The following is a 24,194-nucleotide window of genomic DNA, read 5'->3' as shown; positions in this document are numbered from 1 at the left end:
ATCCGCTCCATCAAATTTTAATCCCTAAAAGGCGCCCTGATTGACCTACGGGGAAATAATGAATTCTCCACCCAAGTTTTAAAAGGAACCCTATGAAATACTATAACTTCAGAAGCAGGAGCCTTTTTTCTGGCCCCCATCTATTGGGAGTTTTATTTATAGCTGCGGGTATAGTTGCGATAGCCGGTAACGCCATTTTTGAAGGTGATAGCTCCTTAGAAAAATCTATTTATATCGGGGTAGCAGCTATTTTGCTTGGTATCACCATAGTGTCTTCATACAACGGCACAAAAATAGAGTTCACCGAAAACAGGGTGAGAGATTATATTTCCATTTTGGGCTATCAATTCGGAGAATGGAAGGATTTGCCCAATGTCAAAAGAATAGCTGTTATGCCCGTAAAGCACAGGACTACCCATACGCCCAACGGAATTAGTCCGACATGGTCAGGAACAGTGCATGCATACAAAGTTTTCCTGTACTCGGATAACCCCACACCTGTCTATTCTTTTCTTTTTTCAGATAGAGAAAACGCATTAAAGACAGGCAAAATTTTATCAGAAAAGCTAAGCGCAGTATATGAGTTAAGAGAACCCTAATCCTACTTATTAGAAACGACTTTCCTGATAAGGAAGCAGCACAGAGGTGTCAGCATCTCAACAAAGAACAAGCTTACTGCACCATACCTAAACTCCAGCGGATAAAGCGTTCGCATTGTGCTGGGAGTAAAAGAAGTACCCCGTTTAATGCACATGGCAGGACGAAAATGATTGCCTACTTGCTCTTTCAATGACTATATTTGAGTATCCACCTTCAAGATGTATAACATGAACCCAATTCTAAGAAACATTTTAGCAGTTCTGGCAGGCCTTATCGTAGGCAGCGTCGTGAACATGGGCATTATCATGGTTAGCGAGTCTATCATTCCACCGCCCAACGGAGCGGATGTGACCACCATGGAAGGGCTTACCGCCTCCATGCACCTGTTCGAGCCAAAGCATTTTCTGATGCCTTTCCTGGCGCATGCGCTCGGGACTTTTGCCGGTGCTTTTCTGGCTGCCTTAATAGCTGCAAACCACAAAATGAAGTTTGCGCTGGGCATAGGCTTCTTTTTCCTGGCGGGTGGCATTACCAATGTTTTCCTGCTCCCCTCGCCTGTCTGGTTTGCCATAGTTGATCTGGGGTTGGCGTATATTCCCATGGCCTACATCGCCGGGAAACTGGCCACCGGCAAACAGTCGGCTTACCATACGCAAAACGCCTAGCCTCGCAAGTACCCCTTCCTCAACTGCCCATACTTCATAAAAGATCGAAATTGGTAGACGTATTGACAGAGATCGACATTAGCAGACCGCTCCACCAGGTGGCGGATTACGCTGCCAACCCGGACAACGCACAACCCCACTTTCAATGAAACCGGCAACTAATTTAGATCGCTTCTTAAACGCCCAGGAATCTGACTACCAGGTTGCCTTGTCGGAGATCAAAAACTGCAGAAAACGGAGCCACTGGATGTGGTATATCTTTCCGCAGATTGCCGGGCTTGGCTTTAGCGAAACATCCAAGTTCTACGCCATCCAAGACAAGGCAGAAGCAGCCGCATACCTGCAGCATCTCGTGCTGGGAAAACGACTGGTTGAGATTTCGGAGGCGCTCCTATACCTTAAGGAAAAAACGGCAAACCAGATTTTTGGCAGTCCCGACGATCTGAAGCTGAAATCCAGCATGACACTTTTTGCCGCACTGCCAGCCACGCATCCGGTCTTCCAAAAAGTGCTGGACAAATACTTTGGCGGCACCAAGGATCAAAAGACTTTGCAACTGATTGCCGGTGAATGAGTAGAACGGGTAAGCTATACCTTGCTTCGCACGCTAACGGATACAATCAAACGCTCATGGAAAAATTCTTCTTCGACAACTGGGAAAGCATCTTAAGGACCTTCACGATTACCATTCTGGCATACGTGGCCATGATCTTTCTGCTTCGGTCGTCTGGCAAACGAACGCTCTCCAAAATGAATGCCTTCGATTTTATTGTGACAGTGGCTTTAGGTTCGTCGCTTTCGGCGGTGGCACTTAACAAAAGCATTCCCTTGATCGATGGCGTTTTCGCTTTTTTCCTGCTGATTTTCCTGCAGTATGCCATTACCTGGCTCTCTGTCAGGTATAAGGCCGTCAAACATTTAATTACCAGCAAACCTACTTTGCTCTTGTACAAAGGAGAATTGCTGCACGATGCCCTTAAAAAAGAGCGCATCACAGTAGAGGAACTTTACATGGCCGCGCGTAAGAAAGGTATAACCGACCTGCGACACATCGATGTCATCGTACTCGAAACCACCGGCGACATGACCATTATGCCGGATGTGGAAGATGCGCAGGCAGAAACGCTCCAAAACGTCGGAAAGGTATAACCTATACCTTGGATTGATCGAAGACTTAGCAACAAAAATACCTTATGATTTCCTAACTTGCAGTTTCACTACATGCCTGACCGCTGCCAGCACCGAAACTTAGCTCGTTAGATGAACATCATTCGCAATCTCAAGATCAGGGATAAACTACTCCTGTTACTCTCCCTGCTGCTGTTTCCACTTGTATACTTTGTGACCAACATTGTGCAGCGCGAGCTCGCGGATAATGACAGACTGCAGGAAGAGGTCGTCCAACTCACCGAATCAGAGAAAATAGCCACACTGCTGCATGCTTTCCAACGGGAGCGGGCCCGCATCCTGCTGGCTGCGGCGAGCGACTCAGCGGCTTTGCAGGACGCCAGGGCACAGCGCAACCTCACCGATGTGGCCAGCCGCGACCTGAACAGTTTCCTGACAAGCTCCGGTCGTCCCTTCCCGAATGCCGCCCAACTCGGTGAGCTCAAAAAATACCGCGACGCACTGGATAATGGCCAGCTGGACGCCTTGGAGTTCAGGCAGTATTCAAAGGCGCTGATCTTCACTTTCCTTAACCGCATGGATGCCAACACGACCAGCATCAGTGATGAGGAGGTGACGCGCAGACTCAACAGTTTCCGTAACCTGACGGAGGCGAAATTCCAACTGGGGCGCATCCGCAGCCTGCTCATCAAGGTGATTCAGGACGGCGCTTTCACCTACCAGGACTATGCGCTGCTCATGACGCAGTACAACGATTACAACAATGCGCTTGAGACCTTCTACCGCTATGCCGACGAAGAGTTTGCCCAAGAGGTACAGGCGGTCATCGAGTCGGATGCTTACAAGCAATCCATCGCCACCATGCAGCTACTGGAGCGCGACCCGCAATTAGATCTTCGGACACTCAACGGCGTGGCACTCTATGCGCAATTTACCCAGAACATTGAGTTTTTGCGAAAAGTAGAGGTTGGCCTGATTGCCAGTATCCGGGCGCAAATGCTGGCTGAAAGCAGCGCCAAGCAGCGGAACCTGGCGGTGCTGCTCACCCTGCTGGTAATGGTGCTGGGCATCACAGGTTTCCTCGCCTACTACATCATCAACCTGATTTCGAACGCACTCTCTGCCCTCAAAACCGCCGCCGACCGCATCCGGCTGGGCGCCACGGATGTAAAACTAGCTATCGAGAGCAACGACGAGATTGGCAGCGTGGCGGCCTCTTTCAGGGGTGTGGTCAACAAAACCGTCTCGCTGTCGCAGGTGGCGCAGGCCATTGGCGAGGGCAGGTATGAGCTGGAGGTGGAGGTGCAAAGCGAGGAAGATGTGCTGAGCCACGCCATCCGCGACATGAAGGAAAACCTGAAAACCTTCACCACCGAAAACGCCAACCGCAACTGGGTCTTGACGGGCGTGGCCGAGCTCAGCAACCTGATGGGGGGCGAAACGACTTTGGAAAACGTGGCCGCCCGGGCCCTCTCCTATCTCTGCAACTACACCGACTCTGAGGCAGGTGTGCTATACCTGCACGGCAACAACGGCAAACTGGCGGCTGCTGCCAGCCATGGGGTGCAGTTTAGCCAGGAGCAGCTGCCGGTCTTTGAGATCGGCTCCGGCAAGGTAGGCCAGGCCGTCAGCGAAAACAAAGTCAAAGTTCTTTCCAACGTCTCAGACGAATACCTGCGCATCAGATCCGGCTTGTCAGACATAGGGCCGGCCACGGTGATCATCATCCCACTTTACTTTGGCAACACCATTGTGGGCGCACTGGAACTGGCCTCGCGCCAACCCTATACCGAGGTGCAGCGTCGCCTGCTCGACTCGGCGGCGGAGCGGATCTCGGTGCTCCTCCATACCCTGAAGGCACACCTGCAGACCCAGGAGCTGCTATACGAAACACAGAACCAAGCCGAGGAGCTGGAAACCCAGCAGGAGGAAATGCGCCAGCTCAACGCCGAGCTCAAAGCCTCGGAGGAGGAGCTGCGCGTGAACCAGGAAGAGTTGCAGGAGAAAAACGCCGAGTTGGAAGAAAAGGCCCAGCTACTGGAAGAGCAGTACGAAACGTTGGGTGCCAAAAACAAAGCACTGGAGGATGCCCGCGCAGCCATTGGACTCAAAATACAGCAGGTAGAGACGGTGAGCAAGTACAAAAGCGACTTCCTGGCCAACATGAGCCACGAGTTGCGCACCCCGCTCAACAGTATCCTCATCCTTTCCAGGCTGCTGGCCGACAACAACGAAAACACCCTGTCCACCAAGCAAGTTGACCACGCCCAGATCATCCACAAATCGGGCAACGACCTGCTCCGGCTTATCAATGAGATTCTGGACCTGTCCAAGATCGAGTCGGGTATGGTGAAACTGGAGACCGAGGAATTGAAACTGCAGGACATCTCGATGGAGCCCCTGTTCAAGGACATGGCCCACAAAAAGCAGATCCGTTTCCAGGAACGTCACCTTCCGGGCAGCTTCGACAGCATTAGTACAGACCGCTTCCGGTTGGAGCAGATTCTCAAGAATTTCATCGGCAATGCCATCAAGTTTACCGACGAGGGTGGCGAGGTAGAGTTCTCGGTTTACCCGGTCACGCAGCGGCCTAAGTTTGAATCGGAGCAGCTGCGCGACTCCCCGGACGTGGTGGCATTTGCTGTGCGCGACACAGGTATAGGCATACCGCAGGACAAGCAAACGGTTGTGTTCGAGGCATTCCAGCAGGCCGATACCTCCACGACCCGCCGGTACGGTGGCACGGGCCTGGGCCTGACCATCAGCAAAGAGCTGGCTACCCTGCTGGGTGGCGAACTTTCACTGGAAAGCGAACCAGGCAAAGGCAGCACCTTCACGCTATACCTGCCCCGCATACCGGCTGGGGCTGTATCAGGTGGACAACCGGATTCTGGCTCTTCGCCAGCCACTGTCGACAGGCCGGCACCCGCGCAGGCTATACCTGCCGCAGCCACCCCCGCCCATGAGAAGAGCAAGAGCGTAGGGCAGATGTTTGTGAACATGGAGCGCCAGAACAAGCAGGACATATCAGTGCTGATCGTAGAGGACGACAAAGGCTTCAGCGACATTCTGGCCGATTTTGCCGGTGCCAAAAACTTTCAGGTACACCAGGCCTTTACCGGCCAGGAGGGTCTGAGTCTGGCCCGTCTGACAAAACCGGACGCCATGCTGCTCGACATCCAACTGCCGGACATGACGGGCTGGGACGTGCTCCGGCAGGTGCGCGAGGACAAAGAGCTGCGCCACATGAACGTGCACGTGATGTCGGCCTACGACAAGGAGGTGATCGGCGAACATGCCGAAAACGAAGAGTACCTGCCCAAACCTGTCACGCTCGAGATGCTTAACAAAGCCTTCAGCTCCATTGCCGGCAAATCCGGCTCCACCATCGAGAACATCCTGATCGTGGAGGACAACGAGATCGAAAACAAAGCGGTGGCCGAGCTGCTGCTGTCGCATGGCCTCAAGTCAACCTCTGCCTACTCCGCCGAAGAAGCCGAGCAGGTACTGGCCAAACAGAAAGTGGACTGCATCATCCTCGACCTCAACCTGCCGGGCATGAAAGGCTTTGACTGGATGAAGAAAATCAAGTCGCAGACCGGCCTTTCGGATATTCCGATCATCATTTACTCCGGAAAGGACTTGAGCGAGGAGGAGGAGACGCAACTCAAGCAATTCGCCAACACGATCATCATTAAAAACGAATACTCCTACCTGCGCCTGCTCGACGAGGTACAGCTCTTCCTGCACAAAATAAACCAGAAGCTTCCGCCGGGCAACGAGTTCAAGATGAAGCTGCATGTGCCAGAGGAGGTGCTGCGCGGCAAAAAAGTACTGGTGGTAGACGACGACGTGCGCAACATTTACTCGCTCAGCAGCTTGCTGGAGCTGCACGGCATGCAGGTAGTCGCCGCCTACGACGGCAAGGAGGCCCTGCAGAAACTGGACGCTGAGACAGGTATAGACCTGGTGCTCATGGACGTGATGATGCCGGAAATGGACGGCATAGAAGCGACAAAACGAATTCGCGCTGATTTACGTTTTAAGCAGCTGCCAATTATTTCACTCACCGCAAAGGCCATGAAAGAAGACAGAGAAAAGTGCATAAAAGCCGGTGCCTCAGACTATATACCCAAACCCGTGGATACCGACAAGTTGCTTACCCTGATGCGGGTCTGGTTGTATGAGGCTTAAGGAGGAGGATTTGTTTGAGCTGGAGGCAGAGGCGCTCATCAAAGAAATAAAAGCCCAGTACGGGTACGATTTCAGCGGCTACGCACGGGCATCTGTGTACCGCCGCATCAAACGGTTTCTGGGACAGAAGCATTTGAACAGTATGGGCGAGCTGCGGCAATTCCTTTTCACGGATAGTTTTTTCTTTGAGAATTTTCTGCAGGAGATCACCGTGAATGTAACCGAAATGTTCCGCGACCCGACCTTTTACCTGTCGCTGCGCGAGAACGTGCTGCCGATCCTCTCCACCTACCCTTTCATCAAGATATGGGATGCGGGATGTTCTACCGGTGAGGAGCTTTTCTCGCTGGCCATTCTGCTGGAAGAGGAAGGATTGCTGGACCGCACGAAAATCTATGCCACTGACATCAACCAAAAGGTGCTGCGGCAGGCTAAGGAAGGTATATTTTCGGCCTCCAACATGGCGGCCTATACCTCCGCCTACTATGCGGCCGGCGGCAAGCGGGATTTTTCGGAGTACTACACAAGCAACTACGGCAACGTGAAGTTCAACTCGGCGCTGGTTCGCCAGGTAGTGTTCTATCCGCACAACCTGGCCACCGACACTTCGTTCAACGAATTTCATCTGATCGTTTGCCGCAACGTGCTCATTTACTTTAACCGGGAACTGCAGGAGCGGGTGTTCAGGCTGTTCGACGAAAGCCTGGTGAGCCTGGGCTACCTGGCACTTGGCAAGAAAGAGACGCTGGCCATGTCCGGCATCAGCGGAGATTATAACTTCGTGGACAAGAACAACCGGCTGTACCGTAAAACATCCTGATGGAAGACGTATCGAAACTGATCGTGATAGGCGGTTCGTGGGGAGGTATACAGGCCGCACTCTCGGTGCTGCAGCCTCTGCCTGCCAACTACAGCATACCCATCGTGCTTGTGCTGCATCGGCTGCGCAATCAGGAGGGTGGCCTGCAGGAACTGTTTGAAAGGAAACTGAACTTGAAAGCCTTGGAAATAGAAGAAAAGGAAAAGCCCGAACCAGGGCACGTATACCTGGCCCCGGCCAATTACCACGTCCTGCTCGAAAAGGACCATACCTTCTCGCTCGACGACTCCGAGCTGGAGAACTACTCGCGCCCCTCCATCGATGTGACCTTCACCAGCGCGGCCGATGTTTTTGGGGAAAATACAGTGGGGATTCTACTTAGTGGGGCCAGCAGGGACGGAAGTTCGGGATTAAAGTATATCTTTGAAAAACAAGGCTTGGTCATCGCACAGGACCCTGCCGAGGCAGAAGTCGCTACCATGCCACTGGCTGCCATCAACAGCATACCTGGCTGTAGTATAATGAATGTAGCACAAATACAATCATTCTTACTATCCTTACATGAACACTGACCACGATATCATGTCCCCTGTACTGGAAACCGCCCTGCAGCCTGTCAGAATCCTGTTGGTGGACGATAAGGAAGAGAACCTTGTCAGCCTCGCCAGCCTATTGTCTGAAGAAGGTGATGACGTTTCCTACCTGTTCGCCAACTCAGGCGAGGAGGCCCTGAAGGTAGCCCTCCAGGAAGAACTCGCCCTGATTCTGCTCGATGTGCAAATGCCGGGCATGAACGGCTACGAGGTAGCCCGCTACCTGCGTGACATCTCCAAAACACGGGACATTCCGATCATTTTCGTCACGGCCATCAGCCAGCAGGATGCCCACGTCATCGAGGGATTTGAGGCAGGGGCCGTGGATTTCCTGTTCAAACCGCTTCACCCTTACATCACCAAGGCCAAGGTGATGTCTTTTGTGCGGTACTATCAGCAGAAAAAGGAACTGGAGCGCGCCTACAGACTTGCCTTTGAAGTAAACAGAGAGCTCGAAGAGCGTGTAGCCGAGCGCACCCGTGAACTCACGCGCGTAAACAAAGACCTCGACAACTTTGTGTACACCGCCTCCCACGACCTCAAAGCCCCCATCAACAACATAGAGGGACTGGTAGTGGCGCTAAAGGAAACACTGCAGAGTGAGCAGCCCGACCAGGCAGAGCTTACCGCCATCATGGGCATGATTCAGCATGCGATCGGACGCTTTAAAAACACATTGATCGACCTGACGGAGGTGGCTAAGGTACAGTACGAAGAGGAAGCCCCCAAAGAAAGCGTGCAGTTCGAGGAGATTTTAAAAGACGTAAAACTCAACATCAAGGACCTGATCAACAGGTACGATGCCCGCATTCAGACTGACTTCACAGCGGCACCAAACATCGTCTTTTCCCGCAAAAACTTGCGCAGCATCGTCTACAACCTGGTTTCCAATGCCATCAAGTACAGCTCGCCGGAACGTATGCCCGAAATAGAGATCAGCTCATTCTATTCTGCCGGCTTTACCGTGTTCCGGGTAAGGGACAATGGTTTGGGCCTTCGGGAAGAAGACAAGCAAAAAGTATTCGGCATGTTCAAACGCCTGCACACCCATGTGGAAGGCACTGGTGTGGGTATGGCCATTGTGCAGCGGATTGTGGAGAACTATGACGGTAAGATTGAGCTTGACAGCGAACTGGGAAAAGGCACCGAGTTCAGGGTATACCTGCGGAGTTAGAGAGTTAGAAATTCATGATATGATGGGCACAGCGGAAGTGCCCATTTCTTTTTGGTACAGGCTATACCTGTATTGGCTTTTGAAAACCCGGAATGGGTGCTCCCGTTAAAGAACAGGAATTTATACCTGTGCCGCTTTGGCCAAACAAGGCCGGTACAGGTATACAAACCGATTCCTGTATGGCAAAAGAAGTCACCAACTGGTCAGGTAGTCTGTGCTTTACCCCAAAGCAGCTACTCTACCCCAAAAATGAAAAGGAGATTGCAAAGGCGGTCGCGAAGGCTGCCAAAGAAGGGCGCAATGCCCGCGTGACCGGAGCCCGTCACTCCTCCTCCCCGCTCATCGAAACCCAAGATACGCTTATCTCGCTGGACAAACTGCAGGGCCTCGTCTCGCATAACAAAGAGGCAGGCGAAGCCACTATTTACGCCGGCATGAAGGTACACGACGCCGGCCAGGCCCTCTACAAAGTGGGACTGGCGATGCACAATACCGGCGATGTGGATGTGCAGAACGTGTCGGGCGCCATCGGCACGGGCACGCACGGTACGGGCAAAAAGCTGCAGAACCTTTCCACCATGTTGATCGGGGCACGGCTTATCACGGCTTCCGGCGACATCATAGACAAGCACATTGAGGATGACCCGGAATTCATCAGGGCGCTGCGTACCTCCATGGGCATGCTGGGTATCTTCTCACAGATACGGCTCAAGCTGCAACCTGCCTTTAAGCTGCATCGCCGGGAGTGGTGTACCCATATTGAGCAGTGTATGGAGCATTTGGAAGACCTAAAGGAAAACAACCGCAATTTCGATTTTTACTGGTACCCGCGCAGCGACCTGGCCAAACTCCGCACCATGAACGAGCCGGATCAGGAAATAGGCGATCTACCTTATGCTACGCTCGTGAAGGATGAGGAAGGCTGGAGCCACGAGATTCTGCCCCGGGAACGCAGCCTGAAATTCGATGAGATGGAGTATGCGCTGCCTGCCGAAAATGGTCCGGCCTGCTTTGAGGCGGTGCGCCAGCGTGTGAAGGAAAAACACCGCAAACATGTGGGCTGGCGGGTGCTCTACCGTACCATCGCCCCCGACGATGCCTACCTCAGCCCCTACCACAGCGGCGACTCCGTTACCATCTCGCTGCACCACAATGCCGGGCTGCCTTTCTGGGATTACTTCAAAGACATCGAGCCGATCTTCCTGGAGCACGGTGGTCGGCCGCACTGGGGCAAAAAACACACCCTGACCGCCAAAGAACTGCAGCCGCTATACCCTGATTGGGAAAAATTTCAGAAAGTACGCCACGAGATGGACCCGAATGGTGTGTTCCTAACGCCTTACATGCGTCGCCTGATGGGTATAGAATAAGTTTTTAGCCAAAGAGAAAGCAAGTACCATGAAACCACAAAAGTTAGGCAACAAGCAATGGGTTATACCCGGTGGCCACATCCCATTCGGCAGCAACGGCAAAGAGCCCGAATTCACGAGCCACGACCGACTCAACATCCTCAACACATCCGGCAAGGAGGCCAATATTGAACTCACCATTTACTACAGCGACCGCGACCCCGATGGCCCTTACCCGATCTGTGTGGAGGCCCAACGGGTCAAGGAAGTGCGCTTCAACGACCTGATCGATCCGCTGGCTATACCTCTGGACACGCCTTTTGCCTGCGTTTTGCAGGCCAGTGTGCCGGTTGTGGTGCAGTTTACCCGCCAGGACACCCGACAAATCGCAAATGCCATTACCACTATGATGGCCTTTCCGGTAGTATAATCACCTAGGTATGGATAACCTTTCCGCAGCACTCACCATCCTTTCGGCGATGATTACGCCGGCTATTCTCATCATGGCCAGCGGCTCGCTCATCCTGACCACCTCGCAACGCCTGAGCCGCAGCATGGAGCGGGTTCGCAAACTGGCGGAACAGTACAGCGAACTCATCGAAAAAGGAGAACTTACGGCAGATGACCTGGGCGAGAAAAGCTTTTTGCTGGAATTGTTGCTACGGGCTACCCGCCGCTGCCGCCTGCTGCAACGCGCCATGACCAGTCTATACCTGACGCTGGGTGTGTTTGTCGCCACCAGCATTGCCATCGCCCTGTTCGATGTGCTGAACCTCCCTTTCGCCTGGGCCATTACGCTGCTCAGCCTGCTGGGTGCTGGTCTGCTGTTCTACGCCAGCCTCCTGCTTATTGTAGAGTCCAGGATTGCGCTGCAAGCAGTTGACCGGGAAATGGATTGGGTGATGCGGGTGAATAAGTAAGAGTGGTTGTTTTGGATACTGCTGTAGCAGCGGCTGTTGCAGGTATAGCAAGCTGAACTGCTTTGTAGCTTCGCCTGTGCGGCGGGCACTCACTTTTTTCTCCCGAATCAAGTTCGGGTTCTTCGACTTGATGAAAAAATCGAGGGCCCCTACCCCCAGTAAGCAAAAAAATCAAGACGCTCCAAACTCGCTGAACGCTCTTTGTCGAGGGCCCCTACCCCCAACACAAAATCGTCGGTTGTGCACTGGGCCAAAGCTATACCTTCGTAGCCGGCGTGCGAGTATATCCTGCAATGCTGCCAGTGGTATGTAACAATCACGACAGAGCTTATAACTGTAGAGTGGCAGTAGTCAAAGATTCCCCTCCTTGGACAAGGAGGGGCAGGGGTGGTTGGGCCCGGAATCTTCAAGAAAATTTTAATTAAAAAAATCCCCCTCCTGTTCTTAGGAGGGGGTTAGGGGGAGGTTAAGCCTTTGCAGGTATACGCTTCAACGTATCCAGCAGAAAATCCCAGTATTTCTGTACCGAACTGATCTGCACCTTCTCATCAGGGGAGTGTGCACCGCGAATGTTAGGGCCAAAAGAGATCATCTCCATCTCCGGGTAGTTCGCGCCGATGATGCCGCATTCCAGACCGGCGTGGCAGGCATTGACGTGGGCTTCTCCGTTATATTTTTCTCTGTACAGGTCGCTCATCAATTTCACGATGCCGGCACCCGGTTTTGGCATCCAGCCAGGGTATACGCCACTCAGGCTAACCGAAGCTCCTGCCAGTTCCAGCGCACTTTGAATTGCAGCCGCCAAGTCCATTTTTTCGCTATCCACCGAGCTGCGGGTAAGGCACTGAATCGTCATGCTGCCATCCTGCACCAGCACACGGGCCACGTTATTCGAGGTCTGCACCAAATGCTCAATGTCCGGGCTCATGCGGTAGATTCCGTTCGGACAAGCATACAAGGCTCGTAGCAGAGTAGCCTGAAAATCAAGTGGCAATACCTGAGACGGAGCATCGGTTTGCTCTAACTCCACCGCCAGGTTCGGGTCAGTGGTGGCGTGCTCGTTTTTCAGAATGGCAGTTAGCTCCTGCACAAATTTCTCAAAGTCTGCAGCCTGTCCTGCAGGTATAGCCACTGCGGATACGGACTCTCTTGGAATGGCATTACGCAATCCACCGCCATCGATAGAGCCTATACGCAAACCAAATGGCGCAGCAGCCTGGTGCAGCAAACGGTTCATCAGTTTGTTGGCATTGCCGCGACCTAGGTAGATGTCCATACCGGAATGGCCACCGGTTAATCCTTTGATGCTGATCTTATAACCTGTCATATCACCGGCTATACCTTCCGGCTGGTAAGTGCCACTGGCGTTGATGTCCACGCCGCCGGCACAGCCGATGGTCAGTTCGGTGTCATCCTCTGTGTCCAGGTTCAGCATGATCTCGGCGTCCAGCATACCGCCTTTTAGTCCGAGGGCACCGGTCATACCTGTTTCCTCATCCACCGTGAACAAGGCCTCAATGGCTGGGTGCTCGATGTCGGTAGAGGCCAGCAGCGCCATAATGGTGGCCACGCCGATGCCATTGTCCGCGCCTAGGGTCGTGCCTTTCGCTTTTACCCAGTCACCGTCCACATACATGTCTATACCTTGCGTGTTGAAGTCGAAATTGGTGTCGGCGTTCTTCTGGTGCACCATGTCCACATGGCTCTGGATGAGCACAGTCTTGCGATCTTCCATACCTGGTGTGGCGGGCTTCTTGATGATGATGTTGCCAATCTTATCCTGTAGGGTCTCCAGGCCAAGTTTCTGACCGAAGTCCATCATGAACTGTATAACGCGCTCTTCTTTTTTGGAAGGACGCGGGACAGCGTTCAGGTCAGCAAAATTATTCCAGAGGGCTTTCGGCTCGAGGGCTCTTACTTCAGTGCTCATGTATTTTTTGTCTATGTCTTTAAGGTTGATCTATACCTGTTTCGAAGGTCTAAATTTTATAAGTGCTAAGGTAATAAGATTATGGCAAAGCGCACGAAACAGGCCGTGTAATCCCTCACTTGCTCTATTGCTCCGATTATGAAGTTTTTGATAAAAAAATCCTTAGGGGTTGCGTCTTTGCAAATACCTCCCCGTCTTCCTTTTGAAATGAATCAAAACATAAAAAACCACTCTTCCTATGGAACCGATCTATCAATTCGCAACACCACAGTCAATTGAACAGCTGAAGGCTGAGCAGGAAGGTAAACCTGAAACGAAACACCCAAGCCACTACGACGCCCCACTCCAGCGAGACACACAGGGAACACACCCCTACCCCTGGCGGGCTGGTATGGCGTTCGCCCGGAAATTTGTGCAGGAGTTGATGAAAAGCCGAAAATTCCGGGCCGAGCTTTAAGCCATGAAAGCGAAAATCATACAGGTAAGCGTTACAGGCCAGCTTACTAGAAGGTAAAACGGCCTGCCTCAAGTTTCGCCCAAATTTTCCGGGAGGTTTGTAGAGCGAGAACCAAAAAGCTGTCGTACTATTGCAGCCTGAAAATTTTGATGATGGAATCTTGGTTAGGATATGCACTCATTGCCATGCTCACGGGGGGCGTGGCCATGGTGTTTGCGAAGATGGGAATGAACAACAATGCCAACGAGCACCTGGCTTTGGTTATACGCACTGGCGTTTTGTTCATGATGGTGCTGGGCAACGCCCTCTACGCCGGCGGCCTGAAGTCAGCCAGGATGATCGACAGCAAGACACTTACCTGGTTTGTTCTGGCCGGGGCCTGCACCGCCGTTTACTGGATTCTGTATTTCAAGGCCATCAAAACAGCCGATGTTTCGATCGTGGCCACCATCGACCGGGCAGGTATACTGGTCACTGTGGGGCTGTCTTATTTTCTGCTGAATGAACCGCTCACGCCGCGCCTGTTACTGGGTATGGGAGTGATTCTTTGCGGCACGCTGATTCTGATCTGGAAATAAAAGATGATGGAGATCATACCGATGCTACCGGAACATGCGGCCGATGTACTGCGCATCTATGGCGAAGGGCTTAAAACCGGCATGTCCACTTTCAATACCGAAGTGCCTTCGTGGGAGGACTGGGACCGGAACCACTTGCCTCATACCCGCTTGGTTGCTGTTGAAATGAACGAGGTGCTGGGTTGGGTGGCTTTGCTCCCAGTTTCGGCTCGGGCCTGCTACCGGGGAGTGGCGGAGTTCAGCATTTACATCGCTACCCGTCACCGTGGCCGAGGTATAGCCGACTTGCTCATGCAGGCTTTGGTTCAAGAGAGCGAGGCCAACGGCATCTGGACGCTGCAATCTTCCACCTTTGCCGACAACAAAACCAGCCTGCGCCTGCAGGAGCGGCATGGCTTCCGGCAAATCGGCTACCGCGACCGGGTGGCACAGCTGCACGGCGTCTGGCGCAACACCATCCTACTGGAGCGGCGAAGCGATAAGTTCTGAGCGGAGTAAGCAATAAGGCGACCTCAGCACCTCTCGCCATACCTGCTCCCCCTCCACAGCAATGGCCTTACCCAGGCACGCTTTTAATAAAAATCCAGTGCCGAGCTAAAGGTGTTCCCCGCTTTCACGTAAAAAGGGAAGTTGGCCGTCGCCACATTTCCCTGCCCGTCATACACATACGCGTATAGTCGGTAGGCCCCATCTCTTTGCGGGGCTTTCAAAGCAACTTTAGTGTCCTTTGACATGGCAAGCGCCCCTTCAACGGGGTGGGGCTTCGACTCCTTTATGGTATTGCCATCTTCGCTCACGGTTTCCGGCAGAATTTCCCACTTGACCTGTAGCCTGTCACCTTCCGGGTCTGTCGCATAAACAGCGGCTGTACAGTCTTCTCCTGGTTTAAGGTAAACATGGTCCGAAGGGAAAATATCCTTGATGGTCAGGTAGGCAATGTGGGGGGCTTTGTTGAAGTCAGTTTCGCCGGTCCAGATTTCGCGCATCGCCTGCACCAGTTCGGTTTCCTCGCCGGTCTCGGTCATCAGGCTGAACCAGGTGGGTGTGGTTTCATACTTATAGCCCCACATGAAAACGTAAGCCCCCAGGCAGCGGTCTTTGTCGGCCAGCACGGTGCGCTCATACTTGGCCCTGGCAAACTGCGCCTTTTCGGAACTGGTCTGCTCGATCGGGGCGTACCACCAGGTAGTGTAAGCCTCCCAATAGCCTCTGCCGCCAAATTCTGCAATTACGTAAGGTCCATCCCAATCTGTATCCCTGATCTCGCTGGCCAGGTTGTGCATCGCCCCGAAGGCGTTTATGGAGAGGATATCGATGGCCGGGCAGCGCCGCTTAATGAGGTTCACCACTTTCTGGGGCACGTTCATTACGGTGGTTGTGGTGGGGTGATCCGGGTCCAGCTCATGGATCATCTCGGCAACGCCGTTCACGGCATCCCATACCTTAATATTCGACCCTTCGGCGTACAGTTCGTTGCCCACCACCCACATCAGCAGCGCCGGGTGATCCTTATACTTCATCACTTCCTGCCGCAGTCGATCCTTCTGGGCTGCCACATCTTCCTTGTCGTAGTAGTTGAAACCTTCCCGCTCACGCTCCATCCAGAGGCCCAGCATCACGGTCAGGCCATTTGCCTGCGCCTCATCCAATATGCGCTGCGCATCATCCGTGTGCCATACCCGCACTGAGTTGCCGCCGTATTGTGCCACTTTGTCGAAGTGCTCGTAGCCCGCCGCTCCCTTGATGAAATAGGGTTTGCCGTCCTTGTACAGCGTGTACCGCTCCCCTTCCGCCACGATCTCCACCTTCCTTCCTTTCAGCCCATACCGCTGATTATCAACCCCTCTGGAAGAGCACGAAGCAAATACAGAAAACAGAGCCAGACAGATCGCACTCTTGAATATAACAGCAGGTAAAGAATGGGTGAACATGGAATCAGGTTTTGGAGTAGATATGTAAATATTAGCGGTGCGGAAAGAACTTTTGAGGCTAATACGAGTATAAACGCGAGATGTTATTGCATATAAATGACGATACCCTGCTCATAAGTTCATGCTGTGTTGCGGAGGCTGCTTTTCACCTTTACAAAGAATTCGAATATCCTTACTGATGTATACTTCTACCCGGCATCGAACTGACCATACTTCCACCATTCCCGGCATTACCCCCAAACCCAAGGACGTTCTGACTATCAGGGCCATGATCCTGATGGGCTTGGTAACAATGGGCTTGTTCCTGTACTGGTTTCTGGACAAAGACCATGTGGGCTACCTGCCGCTTTACATACTGCTCACCACAGCGCTGTTCTTCAAACTGCTGCGCACCCTGCATGAGTGGTACCACTACTTCGATGTGAGCGCACCCGTGAAGCCAGGACTGCGCACTGCGTTTAAGGTGGATATTCTCACCACGTTTTGTGCCGGCGAACCCTACGAGATGGTTGTCAACACGCTGGAGGCCATACAGCGCATACGCTACCCGCACACAGCTTATCTGTGCGACGAAGCCGATGACCCTTACCTGCGAGAGCAGTGCAAGCGCCTGGGGGTGATCCACGTGACCCGTACAGTGAAGGTAAACGCCAAGGCCGGTAACATTAACAATGCGCTGCAGCAGGCCACCGGAGACATTTGCCTGATACTCGACCCGGACCATGTACCCGTACCGGAGTTTCTGGATGAGGTGCTGCCATACTTTGAGGATCCGGAGATTGGCTACGTGCAGTGCGTGCAGGCCTACTACAACCAAAAGGAAAGCCTGGTAGCCTATGGCGCTGCCGAGCAGACCTATAGCTTTTACGGCCCGATGATGATGGGCATGAACAGCCACGGCACCGTGCAGGCCATCGGGGCCAACTGTGTTTTCCGACGCAGCGCCCTCGACAGCATTGGCGGCCATGCGCCCGGACTGGCCGAAGACATGCACACGGCCATGCAGTTGCACGCCAAAGGCTGGAAGTCGGTGTATGTGCCCAAGATCCTGAACCGCGGCCTGGTGCCCGGCACGCTGGCGGCTTACTACAAACAGCAGGTAAAGTGGAGCCGCGGTACCTTCGAGTTGCTGTTCACGGTGTACCCGAAGCTCTTCAACAAGTTTACCTGGCGGCAAAAGGTCCATTACCTCACCTTGCCCATGTACTACCTTTTCGGGCTCTTCAACCTATTCGATTTTCTTATACCTTCGCTCTCGCTGGTGCTGGCAGAGTTTCCGTGGTATGTGTCGCTGGGTGAGTTCCTGATCATGTTCACGCCTTTCTTCCTGATCTCGATCGCCATCCGGCAATACGCGCAGCGCTGGCTGCACGAGAAGAATGAGAAAGGCTTCCATATGTTCGGCGGTATACTCCGCACCGGCACCTGGTGGGTTTTTATGCTGGGTCTGATTTATTCTATTTTCCGGGTGAAAGTGCCCTATATCCCTACACCCAAGGACGACAAACCGAAAAATAACTGGCTGCTCAGCCTGCCCAACATCCTGGTGGTTGCCAGTATTCTGGGTGCGATCGCCTACTCGCAGTATATCTACGGCCACGTGTATACCAACCCTTATGTGCAGATGATGGTCATGTTCTCGCTGGTGAACGTCCTGATTCTGGGCAGCGTCGTGGTGATCGGGCAGGAGAAGTTCATTCAGTGGCTACGGTACAATGTTCTGCATGCCCGCATGCTGCAACCTGTATTAAAACCGCTTCGCCTGGCCATCTGGCGCACCCGCCACGGCTTTTACGACACCATTCGTTACGTAGCTATAGGGATTACGGTCCTGTCATTTGCTGTCTCCGCTGGTTTTCTGATGTTCGGTTACAAACCCTACCAGAAAAACTCATCGAAGCAAGACAGGCCGCTCGTGCAGAAACCGCCATCCAAGGTGAATGCCCCGGCGTTCCCTTTCATCAATTAATATTTCCGTCCCAAAAAGGTGGGAGGCCATGTGGCTTGTCTGGCCAAGATAGCTCAACCGATACCACAGCGCTTCGTTTATAATAAGGTATAATGTTATAAACGCAAAATAATTGAGCTATGAACAGATATTCATCAGACCGTGATTACGGACAGCACGAAAGCAGTTTCCATACCCATCGCTCTGAGCGTTACAGACACCCTGAGCGTGACTTCGGCCACCGCTTCGACGACTATGGTTCTCCTGTAAGGGGCGGCTATGGCAACCAAAGCGATCAGGGTACATGGGGCAACCAGGGCAACGAGATGGGAGGATCCCGCCGTTACGAAGACATACATGTAACACCCTATGACCGCTTTGAGCAATCCCATAATTACGGCAACATGGGCAGTTACGGCGGTGCGCAGGGCTTTGGCGATTCAAGAGGCGGCCACCACGATTCGGGGCATCCGTATGACAGTGGCACCGATTCATCCCGCAGGTATAGCGGGGAGCGCTCCAGACCGTCCGGCTACCGGGAAGAAGGGCGTCACTACGGCAGAAACGACCAACGACAGCATGATGCTGGTCGCCGTAGCTATGACGATTCTGACCGCGAAGACTTGTATGGGCATGAAACCTCCCGCCGTTTCCAGGGTAGCCGCGGGCAGGGCAGGTATGACTTTGAGCGGGACGACTACTACAGCTCCAACTACGGCGACGACCAGGGCAATTACATGGGAGGCGGCTACCACCGAACCTCCCGAGGCAAGTATAGCCCCGGTGACTATGGCTCTTCCGGTTTTTTAGATAAAGACCGCCAGGGAAGTCGGGAGGAGCGCAAGACGCACGAATTCAACACCGCTAAAAACAGATGGAACACAGACTGGTAGGGAGTTATAAGCTTATAAAAACAGGAAAGGCGCAGCTTAGAGTTGCGCCTTTCCTGTTTTAGCGGTTTCCTTAGGCTGCAGGCACAGCTTCCGGATTTCCTGCTTGGATCCATAAAAGATATTGCAATCCACCGGCCCTTTGATGCCCTCGATCACGCCTTTGTCGGTATGCTGCCAGAAGGAGAGCAAGGTTCGCTCAGTACGCTGTACTTGGAGTTCCTTCACGTTGTAGTGCGCAATCCAAAGGGTATACTCATCAAAGTAACCTTCCAGGTAATCCTTGTAAAAGCTATACCCTGTGTAGATGATCGGCTTCACGCCATAGGCTCGCTCCACCAGCACTAGCCACTCTTTCAGGTCGCCCCGGAAATGGTTAAGCGGTTGTTTGCCCCGTACCTCCACATCCAGCACAGGGGGCAGGTCGCCCACCTGCAGCGTAACGGTTTCGGTAAAATTCCGGGCCTGAATATCGGGCTTTACAGTGGGCAGATAGAAATGATAGGCCCCACGGATAATGCCTACCTCTTGGGTTTTTTCCCAATTGCGCTCAAAATGACTGTCTTTTAGCTTTTGACCCTCGGTGGCTTTAATGAAGGCGAAGGAAACGTCATTGTCCCGTACTTTCTCCCAGTTGATTTTACGCTGGTATTTCGACACATCAATCCCCAGGATGGTGTTGCCCAGTGGACTGTGCCCTTCCGGCCAGACCGGCTGTTTTTTCTCGGCGAAGAACTCCACGTAAAGCACTAACACACCGATGAATGACATCACACCCAGCCCGATCCAGAATGGCAGCTTCGATTGCTTTTTCTTAGGCTTTTTTCGTTTAGGCGCAGCTCTGAGCACCTTAGAAGCTGTTGCAGCCTTAGGCGTCCGGATGGCCTTCATTGGATGAGGTGTCTTGACTGTACTCATAGCTTCCTGCGGAGATTGGCAAAGATATACCTTTCGGGCAAATGCAAGGTATAGCTGCGCCCAAAAAAGATCGCCTAGCGGAAGGCTATACCGGAGAGGTGCTCCAGTTGCTTTCCGTCCAGCGTGACATAGCCCTTCATGAGGTCAGCGGTGAGGCAGGAATGGATAGGCAGTATGCCCATCAGGTCACCGATCTTATACTTGTCAAACAGCTCTTTGCTGGCTCTGACCGTACCATGTTCCTGCGAAAGCGACACCACCTCTATCCCTTCCAGCGGGGCAGGCCAGCCATTATCCGACAACTCAACCACGCGTCCGAAAATCACGGTTCCATCGGGTTGCGGCAGGCTGTCTTTCGAGAAATGCACGCTGCCGCCATGAACAATGAGCTCGTTGCGCTCCGGGTGTTTAGCGATGACCGGACAAGCCATACACACCGCTATTTGCTCAAAGGCACAGGAGCCAATATGCTGCTGCGTGAGGTCGTAGAAGACGTAATTGCCGGGCCGTATCTCATCTACTCCCGCGATGGTTTCAAGTATGCTGCAGGAAGGCGTGTCGCCGATGGACACCTGCAGTTCCGGGAAACGGGCCTTATACCTGTCGCGCACGAGGTGCAGCAGGAAGACTGTGGTATGGTGGATGGTCCGGATGGCGTCCTTGTCGGTCTGCTTGTAGGTATGGCCGTCGTGGGCCAGCACGCCGGTAAAGTGCAGTTTGTCGCTTTGCCCGATCAAGTCGACGATTAGATCCAATTCCTCGTGGCTATGGGGCAGGATGCCGGTGCGACGGTAACCAGTGTCTATTTTCAGCCAGATGTTCACCGGGTGCCGCAATTGCTGCGCCAAAGCCTCTACCGTTTCGATATTCACAGCGACCAAATGCAGCTTTATCCTGGCAGCCAGATCGTTGACCAGCTCCATTTCGCGGATGTTGACAGGTATAGCCACCATAATATCATTCCAGCCATGATCAGCAAAGTAGCGGGCCATGGTAAGTGACGATACTGTGATAGCTGTTGTGCCCGTTTCCCGGAACCACTCCCCCACCTGCGCCGACTGGTGCGTCTTGAAGTGCGGCCTTAGTCCGTTGTTGTTTCGGTTTGCCTTGTCCGCCATCATCCGGATGTTCCGGCGGCATTTCGTTTCGTCGAGTAAAAGTGTTGGTGTGGTTATATGATCGAGCATGGATTTAATTATTTAGTAAAAGTCCTTCCTTTGTTTTGTCAGGGCTGTCAGGTTCTAACTTGTATTATAAATTCATAGCAATGAATTTATAAATAACGTGAACTACATTATCCCCTTGAGGGGAGCTAGTGGGGTATTGCCATTTAGCAGGTGAACTTCCTACTGGCTTTACACCCCTATAATCCCCTCAAGGGTATAGTTATTCCTAGAAATCAATAGCCCTCCCCTCTGAAGGAGCATCACTGTTCAGATTAATCAAACTGAAATTTCAGAAAAAACAGCAGGACTGACAAATGTCATTTCTTAGCCTGAACCCGCAGTCTACTTATAAAGATGCCGCAGGTATGCCAGACTTTTGTTTTTAATTACCTTTGCAGAAACAGCACTCCCTCAGCCCATGAGCTTTTTCTACATCAAAGCCCTGCACATCATCTTCGTCGTTACCTGGTTTGCCGGATTGTTCTACATCGTGCGCCTGTTCATTTATTATGCAGAGGCAGCCGAGAAACCGGAGCCGGAGCGCAGTATCCTGCAGAATCAGTTCCGGATCATGCAGAAGCGACTTTGGTATGGCATTACCTGGCCCTCGGCGGTGCTCACGCTTATCTTCGGTCTCAGCATGCTATACCTGTACGGCGGTATACCTGGCTGGCTCGTCTGGAAGCTGGCCTTTGTGGTTGGTTTGTATATCTATCATTTTCTCTGCCACGGTATTTTCAAACAGCAGCAGCAGGGCATCATCAAATACAACTCTACCCAACTGCGCATCTGGAACGAGGTCGCCACTGTATTCCTGATCGCCATTGTGTTTCTGGTCGTGCTGAAAAACACCCTGAGCATGGTATGGGGCATTGTGGGGCTGCTCCTTTTTTCGGCTTTGCTCATGCTCGCTATCCGCATCTACAAGCGCCTGCGGGAATCCGGGAATAAGTAAAAGTCACTTGTCATCAGAACCAAGTCTGATTTGGGTTAGGCTTTTAGGTTACCAGATTTCAATTATTTAAAAAGCTGTTCTCATCATAAAACTTGGTGCAGGTATACAGGTTTTGTGACCTACGGCTTGATACCTACGGCCTGTTACTGGAAGAATTCGTGCTTTAATTCAGATTTTGTAACTTTGAACAAACACACGACACATGAAGCAACCTGCACTGAAGCCTAACGAGAGAGAACTGATCAAACTGATACGCTTTTTCAGTAAGCGTGCTGCGCGACTGATGGAGGAAGGAGAACTCAGCGCAGAACACTCGCAACTGACCACTGCCTGCGAAAACCTGGAGACGCAGCTCCTGACGCATGCCGCCAACCGTACCGCCATCATGGACAAGCGGGAGCGCCTGCTCAACATCATCGAAGACAATGCCCAATGCCCGAAATGCGGCAAAGCTGATATGCTGAAGCGCACCGGTGCCACTACCAACCAGCAGGGCTGGAAATGCAACACCTACAAGTGCCGCCGCTGCAACACAGCCTTTACCTGGAACCGCCCGAACAATCCCTGGGACATGGTGGAATTCCTGGAAATGTATATCGGCCAGCTGCAACTGGCTATGCAGGCTGAGCAGAGCCCGGAAGTAGTGGCACATACAGAAGACGCCGTCGCCCAAATGAACGAAAGCCTGAGCCGCCTGCGCCCGGTGCTGGAAACATCGGATGAAGAAGTGGATGCTCTGCAGCAGAAGGAAAAGGAAATGGACAAACTCATCCACCAGTTCAAGACTTACCTGCAGATCGAGAAGATAAAATTGAATGCCTACCCAGAAGAGGAGTCCGAATCAGAGGAGGAAGGAATTCAGTAAAATTTAGAAACAGTAAAGCCGGTGCACCAGGTATAGGTATAAGAACCTGCCTGATGCACCGGCTTTACTGTTTTATTGCGATCACCGCAGCATTAGCGTCTTTTTTTGCCGCCGCCCTTGGGTGCTGCATTCCGGCTGGCTCCCCTGGAACCGGTGTTGCTCTTAGGACCTGACTTCTTTGTACCTGCTCCTTTCGAAGCGCCGCGCTGCCCCCTGCTTCCTTTGGCATCGCTTGCCCCGAAGCTGCTTTTCTTTCCTGGGCCTCCCTCTTTCCGGGCGGGTCGGTTGCCAACCGGCGATTTTTTACGGGCAGGCTTGGTCGCCTGCGATTGGTTGGCGGCCGCTTTTTTCTTCCCCACAGAGCCTTCTTCGGTTTTCACGGAGTCGGCTACCAGGCTGTGCAGCATGGCAATCTCTGTCTCTGTCAGTTCGCGCCACTGGCCCAAAGGAATTTTGGTCAGCGTGATGTTCATGATGCGGATGCGTTGCAGGGTTTGTACCTCATAGCCCAGCGCCTCGCACATGCGCCTAATCTGGCGGTTCATGCCCTGTGTTAGGATAATGCGGAATTTATTTGGTCCCAGCTGCTCGACAAAGCATTTCTTGGTATTCACCCCAAGTATAGACACGCCATTGCTCATTTTCTCCACAAAATCTGGCGTAATGGGCTTGTCAACCGTCACAATGTACTCCTTCTCATGCTTGTTGCCCGCCCGGAGAATCTTGTTGACGATGTCGCCATCGTTGGTCAGAAAAATCAGCCCTTCGGAGTCTTTGTCGAGGCGGCCGATCGGGAAGATGCGCTCCGGGTAGTTCACAAAGCGGATGATGTTGTCTCTCTGAGAGAGGTCCGTGGTGGTTTCGATGCCGGCCGGTTTGTTCAACGCCAGGTATACGGGCTCTACCTGGTCGATGTGCAGCGTCTTGCCGTCTACCTGTATTTTGTCCTTGGCTTTCACCCTGGCTCCGACCTCCGGCAGTTTGCCGTTCACCATCACGCGCCCCTGCTCTATCAGTTTGTCGGCTTCCCGTCGGGAGCAAACGCCTGCGTCGCTGATGAATTTATTTAAGCGAATACCGTCGGATGTGTGCTGTGTCATATGCTAAAATGGC

The 24,194-nt window shown here is 52.8% G+C and carries 24 protein-coding genes; 18 read left to right on the top strand and 6 right to left on the bottom strand.

The genetic code is table 11. From position 1 onward, the window contains the following. Positions 1 to 92: 92 nt before the first annotated feature. The 11 genes from H9Q13_RS00665 to H9Q13_RS00615 all read left to right on the top strand — a co-directional run bounded on the left by H9Q13_RS00665 (position 93) and on the right by H9Q13_RS00615 (position 11,443). Positions 93 to 599, top strand: a complete 507-nt coding sequence (locus tag H9Q13_RS00665; protein ID WP_191181831.1) for a hypothetical protein — start codon at positions 93 to 95, stop codon at positions 597 to 599. A 228-nt stretch (positions 600 to 827) separates the two neighbouring features. Next, positions 828 to 1,265 (top strand): hypothetical protein, encoded by a 438-nt coding sequence (locus H9Q13_RS00660; RefSeq protein WP_191181830.1) that lies wholly within the window; start codon positions 828 to 830, stop codon positions 1,263 to 1,265. A 145-nt stretch (positions 1,266 to 1,410) separates the two neighbouring features. Then, complete coding sequence (locus H9Q13_RS00655) at positions 1,411 to 1,839, top strand: DUF1810 domain-containing protein (RefSeq protein ID WP_191181829.1); 429 nt, start codon at positions 1,411 to 1,413, stop codon at positions 1,837 to 1,839. Continuing rightward, a complete protein-coding gene (locus H9Q13_RS00650; RefSeq protein ID WP_224743986.1) occupies positions 1,836 to 2,414 on the top strand; it encodes a DUF421 domain-containing protein in 579 nt (192 codons plus the stop codon). Before H9Q13_RS00655 ends, H9Q13_RS00650 begins: the two co-directional genes overlap by 4 nt. Positions 2,415 to 2,525: 111 nt before the next feature. Continuing rightward, on the top strand, positions 2,526 to 6,587 hold the full coding sequence (locus H9Q13_RS00645; protein ID WP_191181827.1) for a response regulator: 4,062 nt from the start codon (positions 2,526 to 2,528) through the stop codon (positions 6,585 to 6,587). Beyond that, the gene (locus H9Q13_RS00640) at positions 6,577 to 7,407 is read left to right on the top strand and encodes a CheR family methyltransferase (RefSeq protein ID WP_191181826.1); all 831 of its coding nucleotides are present in this window, start codon (positions 6,577 to 6,579) and stop codon (positions 7,405 to 7,407) included. Before H9Q13_RS00645 ends, H9Q13_RS00640 begins: the two co-directional genes overlap by 11 nt. Beyond that, on the top strand, positions 7,407 to 7,979 hold the full coding sequence (locus H9Q13_RS00635; protein WP_191181825.1) for a chemotaxis protein CheB: 573 nt from the start codon (positions 7,407 to 7,409) through the stop codon (positions 7,977 to 7,979). The genes H9Q13_RS00640 and H9Q13_RS00635 overlap by 1 nt, the downstream gene beginning before the upstream one ends. After that, positions 7,969 to 9,174, top strand: a complete 1,206-nt coding sequence (locus H9Q13_RS00630; RefSeq protein WP_191181824.1) for a sensor histidine kinase — start codon at positions 7,969 to 7,971, stop codon at positions 9,172 to 9,174. The genes H9Q13_RS00635 and H9Q13_RS00630 overlap by 11 nt, the downstream gene beginning before the upstream one ends. 92 nt (positions 9,175 to 9,266) lie before the next feature. Further along, the gene (locus H9Q13_RS00625) at positions 9,267 to 10,544 is read left to right on the top strand and encodes a D-arabinono-1,4-lactone oxidase (protein ID WP_224743985.1); all 1,278 of its coding nucleotides are present in this window, start codon (positions 9,267 to 9,269) and stop codon (positions 10,542 to 10,544) included. A gap of 28 nt (positions 10,545 to 10,572) precedes the next feature. Next, positions 10,573 to 10,953 (top strand): sensory rhodopsin transducer, encoded by a 381-nt coding sequence (locus H9Q13_RS00620; protein WP_191181823.1) that lies wholly within the window; start codon positions 10,573 to 10,575, stop codon positions 10,951 to 10,953. 10 nt (positions 10,954 to 10,963) lie between these two features. Next, positions 10,964 to 11,443 (top strand): DUF2721 domain-containing protein, encoded by a 480-nt coding sequence (locus H9Q13_RS00615; protein WP_191181822.1) that lies wholly within the window; start codon positions 10,964 to 10,966, stop codon positions 11,441 to 11,443. 149 nt (positions 11,444 to 11,592) lie between these two features. On the opposite strand, the gene H9Q13_RS00610 is transcribed toward H9Q13_RS00615, so the two are convergent. Together H9Q13_RS00610 and H9Q13_RS00605 are read right to left on the bottom strand one after the other, a co-directional pair. After that, positions 11,593 to 11,763 carry a hypothetical protein gene (locus H9Q13_RS00610; protein WP_191181821.1) on the bottom strand — a complete coding sequence of 57 codons (171 nt, stop codon included), beginning with the start codon at positions 11,761 to 11,763 and terminating at the stop codon, positions 11,593 to 11,595. 146 nt (positions 11,764 to 11,909) lie between these two features. Further along, the gene (locus H9Q13_RS00605) at positions 11,910 to 13,373 is read right to left on the bottom strand and encodes an aminoacyl-histidine dipeptidase (protein WP_191181820.1); all 1,464 of its coding nucleotides are present in this window, start codon (positions 13,371 to 13,373) and stop codon (positions 11,910 to 11,912) included. A 238-nt stretch (positions 13,374 to 13,611) separates the two neighbouring features. Between H9Q13_RS00605 and H9Q13_RS00600 the strand changes: the two genes are divergently transcribed. From H9Q13_RS00600 to H9Q13_RS00590, 3 genes are all read left to right on the top strand, one after another. After that, entirely contained in the window at positions 13,612 to 13,830 is a 219-nt protein-coding gene (locus tag H9Q13_RS00600) for a hypothetical protein (RefSeq protein WP_191181819.1), read from the top strand. 149 nt (positions 13,831 to 13,979) lie between these two features. Continuing rightward, complete coding sequence (locus tag H9Q13_RS00595; RefSeq protein WP_224743984.1) at positions 13,980 to 14,408, top strand: EamA family transporter; 429 nt, start codon at positions 13,980 to 13,982, stop codon at positions 14,406 to 14,408. Positions 14,409 to 14,411: 3 nt separating this feature from the next. After that, positions 14,412 to 14,897, top strand: a complete 486-nt coding sequence (locus H9Q13_RS00590; RefSeq protein ID WP_191181818.1) for a GNAT family N-acetyltransferase — start codon at positions 14,412 to 14,414, stop codon at positions 14,895 to 14,897. Between the two features lie 83 nt (positions 14,898 to 14,980). On the opposite strand, the gene H9Q13_RS00585 is transcribed toward H9Q13_RS00590, so the two are convergent. Next, the gene (locus H9Q13_RS00585; protein ID WP_191181817.1) at positions 14,981 to 16,339 is read right to left on the bottom strand and encodes a glycoside hydrolase family 2 TIM barrel-domain containing protein; all 1,359 of its coding nucleotides are present in this window, start codon (positions 16,337 to 16,339) and stop codon (positions 14,981 to 14,983) included. Positions 16,340 to 16,517: 178 nt separating this feature from the next. On the opposite strand from H9Q13_RS00585, the gene H9Q13_RS00580 reads away from it, so the two are divergent. Together H9Q13_RS00580 and H9Q13_RS00575 are read left to right on the top strand one after the other, a co-directional pair. Further along, the gene (locus H9Q13_RS00580; RefSeq protein WP_191181816.1) at positions 16,518 to 18,308 is read left to right on the top strand and encodes a glycosyltransferase family 2 protein; all 1,791 of its coding nucleotides are present in this window, start codon (positions 16,518 to 16,520) and stop codon (positions 18,306 to 18,308) included. Between the two features lie 119 nt (positions 18,309 to 18,427). Beyond that, positions 18,428 to 19,180 carry a hypothetical protein gene (locus tag H9Q13_RS00575; protein ID WP_191181815.1) on the top strand — a complete coding sequence of 251 codons (753 nt, stop codon included), beginning with the start codon at positions 18,428 to 18,430 and terminating at the stop codon, positions 19,178 to 19,180. A gap of 36 nt (positions 19,181 to 19,216) precedes the next feature. On the opposite strand, the gene H9Q13_RS00570 is transcribed toward H9Q13_RS00575, so the two are convergent. Next, positions 19,217 to 20,095, bottom strand: a complete 879-nt coding sequence (locus tag H9Q13_RS00570; protein WP_191181814.1) for a glycoside hydrolase family 25 protein — start codon at positions 20,093 to 20,095, stop codon at positions 19,217 to 19,219. 74 nt (positions 20,096 to 20,169) lie between these two features. Next, positions 20,170 to 21,282 carry an alanine racemase gene (locus H9Q13_RS00565; RefSeq protein WP_191181813.1) on the bottom strand — a complete coding sequence of 371 codons (1,113 nt, stop codon included), beginning with the start codon at positions 21,280 to 21,282 and terminating at the stop codon, positions 20,170 to 20,172. A gap of 397 nt (positions 21,283 to 21,679) precedes the next feature. Between H9Q13_RS00565 and H9Q13_RS00560 the strand changes: the two genes are divergently transcribed. Then, on the top strand, positions 21,680 to 22,216 hold the full coding sequence (locus tag H9Q13_RS00560; RefSeq protein ID WP_191181812.1) for a CopD family protein: 537 nt from the start codon (positions 21,680 to 21,682) through the stop codon (positions 22,214 to 22,216). Positions 22,217 to 22,418: 202 nt separating this feature from the next. Continuing rightward, positions 22,419 to 23,081 carry a hypothetical protein gene (locus H9Q13_RS00555; RefSeq protein WP_191181811.1) on the top strand — a complete coding sequence of 221 codons (663 nt, stop codon included), beginning with the start codon at positions 22,419 to 22,421 and terminating at the stop codon, positions 23,079 to 23,081. A 92-nt stretch (positions 23,082 to 23,173) separates the two neighbouring features. Here the strand turns inward: H9Q13_RS00555 and rluF are convergent, their stop codons facing one another. After that, entirely contained in the window at positions 23,174 to 24,181 is a 1,008-nt protein-coding gene (gene rluF / locus H9Q13_RS00550; protein ID WP_191181810.1) for a 23S rRNA pseudouridine(2604) synthase RluF, read from the bottom strand. Positions 24,182 to 24,194: the final 13 nt, after the last annotated feature.

It is taken from the genome of Pontibacter aquaedesilientis (genome assembly GCF_014773225.1).
Classification (GTDB): Bacteria; Bacteroidota; Bacteroidia; order Cytophagales; family Hymenobacteraceae; genus Pontibacter; species Pontibacter aquaedesilientis.
The sequence above is the reverse complement of the archived record's forward strand: the minus strand, read 5'-3'. Positions and strand labels throughout refer to the sequence as shown.

Coding starts and splice junctions, on each gene's coding strand:
- H9Q13_RS00665 (WP_191181831.1), top strand. CDS start 93: ATGAAATACTATAACTTCAGAAGCAGGAGCCTTTTTTCTGGCCCCCAT.
- H9Q13_RS00660 (WP_191181830.1), top strand. CDS start 828: ATGAACCCAATTCTAAGAAACATTTTAGCAGTTCTGGCAGGCCTTATC.
- H9Q13_RS00655 (WP_191181829.1), top strand. CDS start 1,411: ATGAAACCGGCAACTAATTTAGATCGCTTCTTAAACGCCCAGGAATCT.
- H9Q13_RS00650 (WP_224743986.1), top strand. CDS start 1,836: ATGAGTAGAACGGGTAAGCTATACCTTGCTTCGCACGCTAACGGATAC.
- H9Q13_RS00645 (WP_191181827.1), top strand. CDS start 2,526: ATGAACATCATTCGCAATCTCAAGATCAGGGATAAACTACTCCTGTTA.
- H9Q13_RS00640 (WP_191181826.1), top strand. CDS start 6,577: ATGAGGCTTAAGGAGGAGGATTTGTTTGAGCTGGAGGCAGAGGCGCTC.
- H9Q13_RS00635 (WP_191181825.1), top strand. CDS start 7,407: ATGGAAGACGTATCGAAACTGATCGTGATAGGCGGTTCGTGGGGAGGT.
- H9Q13_RS00630 (WP_191181824.1), top strand. CDS start 7,969: ATGAACACTGACCACGATATCATGTCCCCTGTACTGGAAACCGCCCTG.
- H9Q13_RS00625 (WP_224743985.1), top strand. CDS start 9,267: ATGGGTGCTCCCGTTAAAGAACAGGAATTTATACCTGTGCCGCTTTGG.
- H9Q13_RS00620 (WP_191181823.1), top strand. CDS start 10,573: ATGAAACCACAAAAGTTAGGCAACAAGCAATGGGTTATACCCGGTGGC.
- H9Q13_RS00615 (WP_191181822.1), top strand. CDS start 10,964: ATGGATAACCTTTCCGCAGCACTCACCATCCTTTCGGCGATGATTACG.
- H9Q13_RS00605 (WP_191181820.1), bottom strand. CDS start 13,373: ATGAGCACTGAAGTAAGAGCCCTCGAGCCGAAAGCCCTCTGGAATAAT.
- H9Q13_RS00600 (WP_191181819.1), top strand. CDS start 13,612: ATGGAACCGATCTATCAATTCGCAACACCACAGTCAATTGAACAGCTG.
- H9Q13_RS00595 (WP_224743984.1), top strand. CDS start 13,980: ATGATGGAATCTTGGTTAGGATATGCACTCATTGCCATGCTCACGGGG.
- H9Q13_RS00590 (WP_191181818.1), top strand. CDS start 14,412: ATGATGGAGATCATACCGATGCTACCGGAACATGCGGCCGATGTACTG.
- H9Q13_RS00585 (WP_191181817.1), bottom strand. CDS start 16,339: ATGTTCACCCATTCTTTACCTGCTGTTATATTCAAGAGTGCGATCTGT.
- H9Q13_RS00580 (WP_191181816.1), top strand. CDS start 16,518: ATGTATACTTCTACCCGGCATCGAACTGACCATACTTCCACCATTCCC.
- H9Q13_RS00575 (WP_191181815.1), top strand. CDS start 18,428: ATGAACAGATATTCATCAGACCGTGATTACGGACAGCACGAAAGCAGT.
- H9Q13_RS00570 (WP_191181814.1), bottom strand. CDS start 20,095: ATGAGTACAGTCAAGACACCTCATCCAATGAAGGCCATCCGGACGCCT.
- H9Q13_RS00565 (WP_191181813.1), bottom strand. CDS start 21,282: ATGCTCGATCATATAACCACACCAACACTTTTACTCGACGAAACGAAA.
- H9Q13_RS00560 (WP_191181812.1), top strand. CDS start 21,680: ATGAGCTTTTTCTACATCAAAGCCCTGCACATCATCTTCGTCGTTACC.
- H9Q13_RS00555 (WP_191181811.1), top strand. CDS start 22,419: ATGAAGCAACCTGCACTGAAGCCTAACGAGAGAGAACTGATCAAACTG.
- rluF (WP_191181810.1), bottom strand. CDS start 24,181: ATGACACAGCACACATCCGACGGTATTCGCTTAAATAAATTCATCAGC.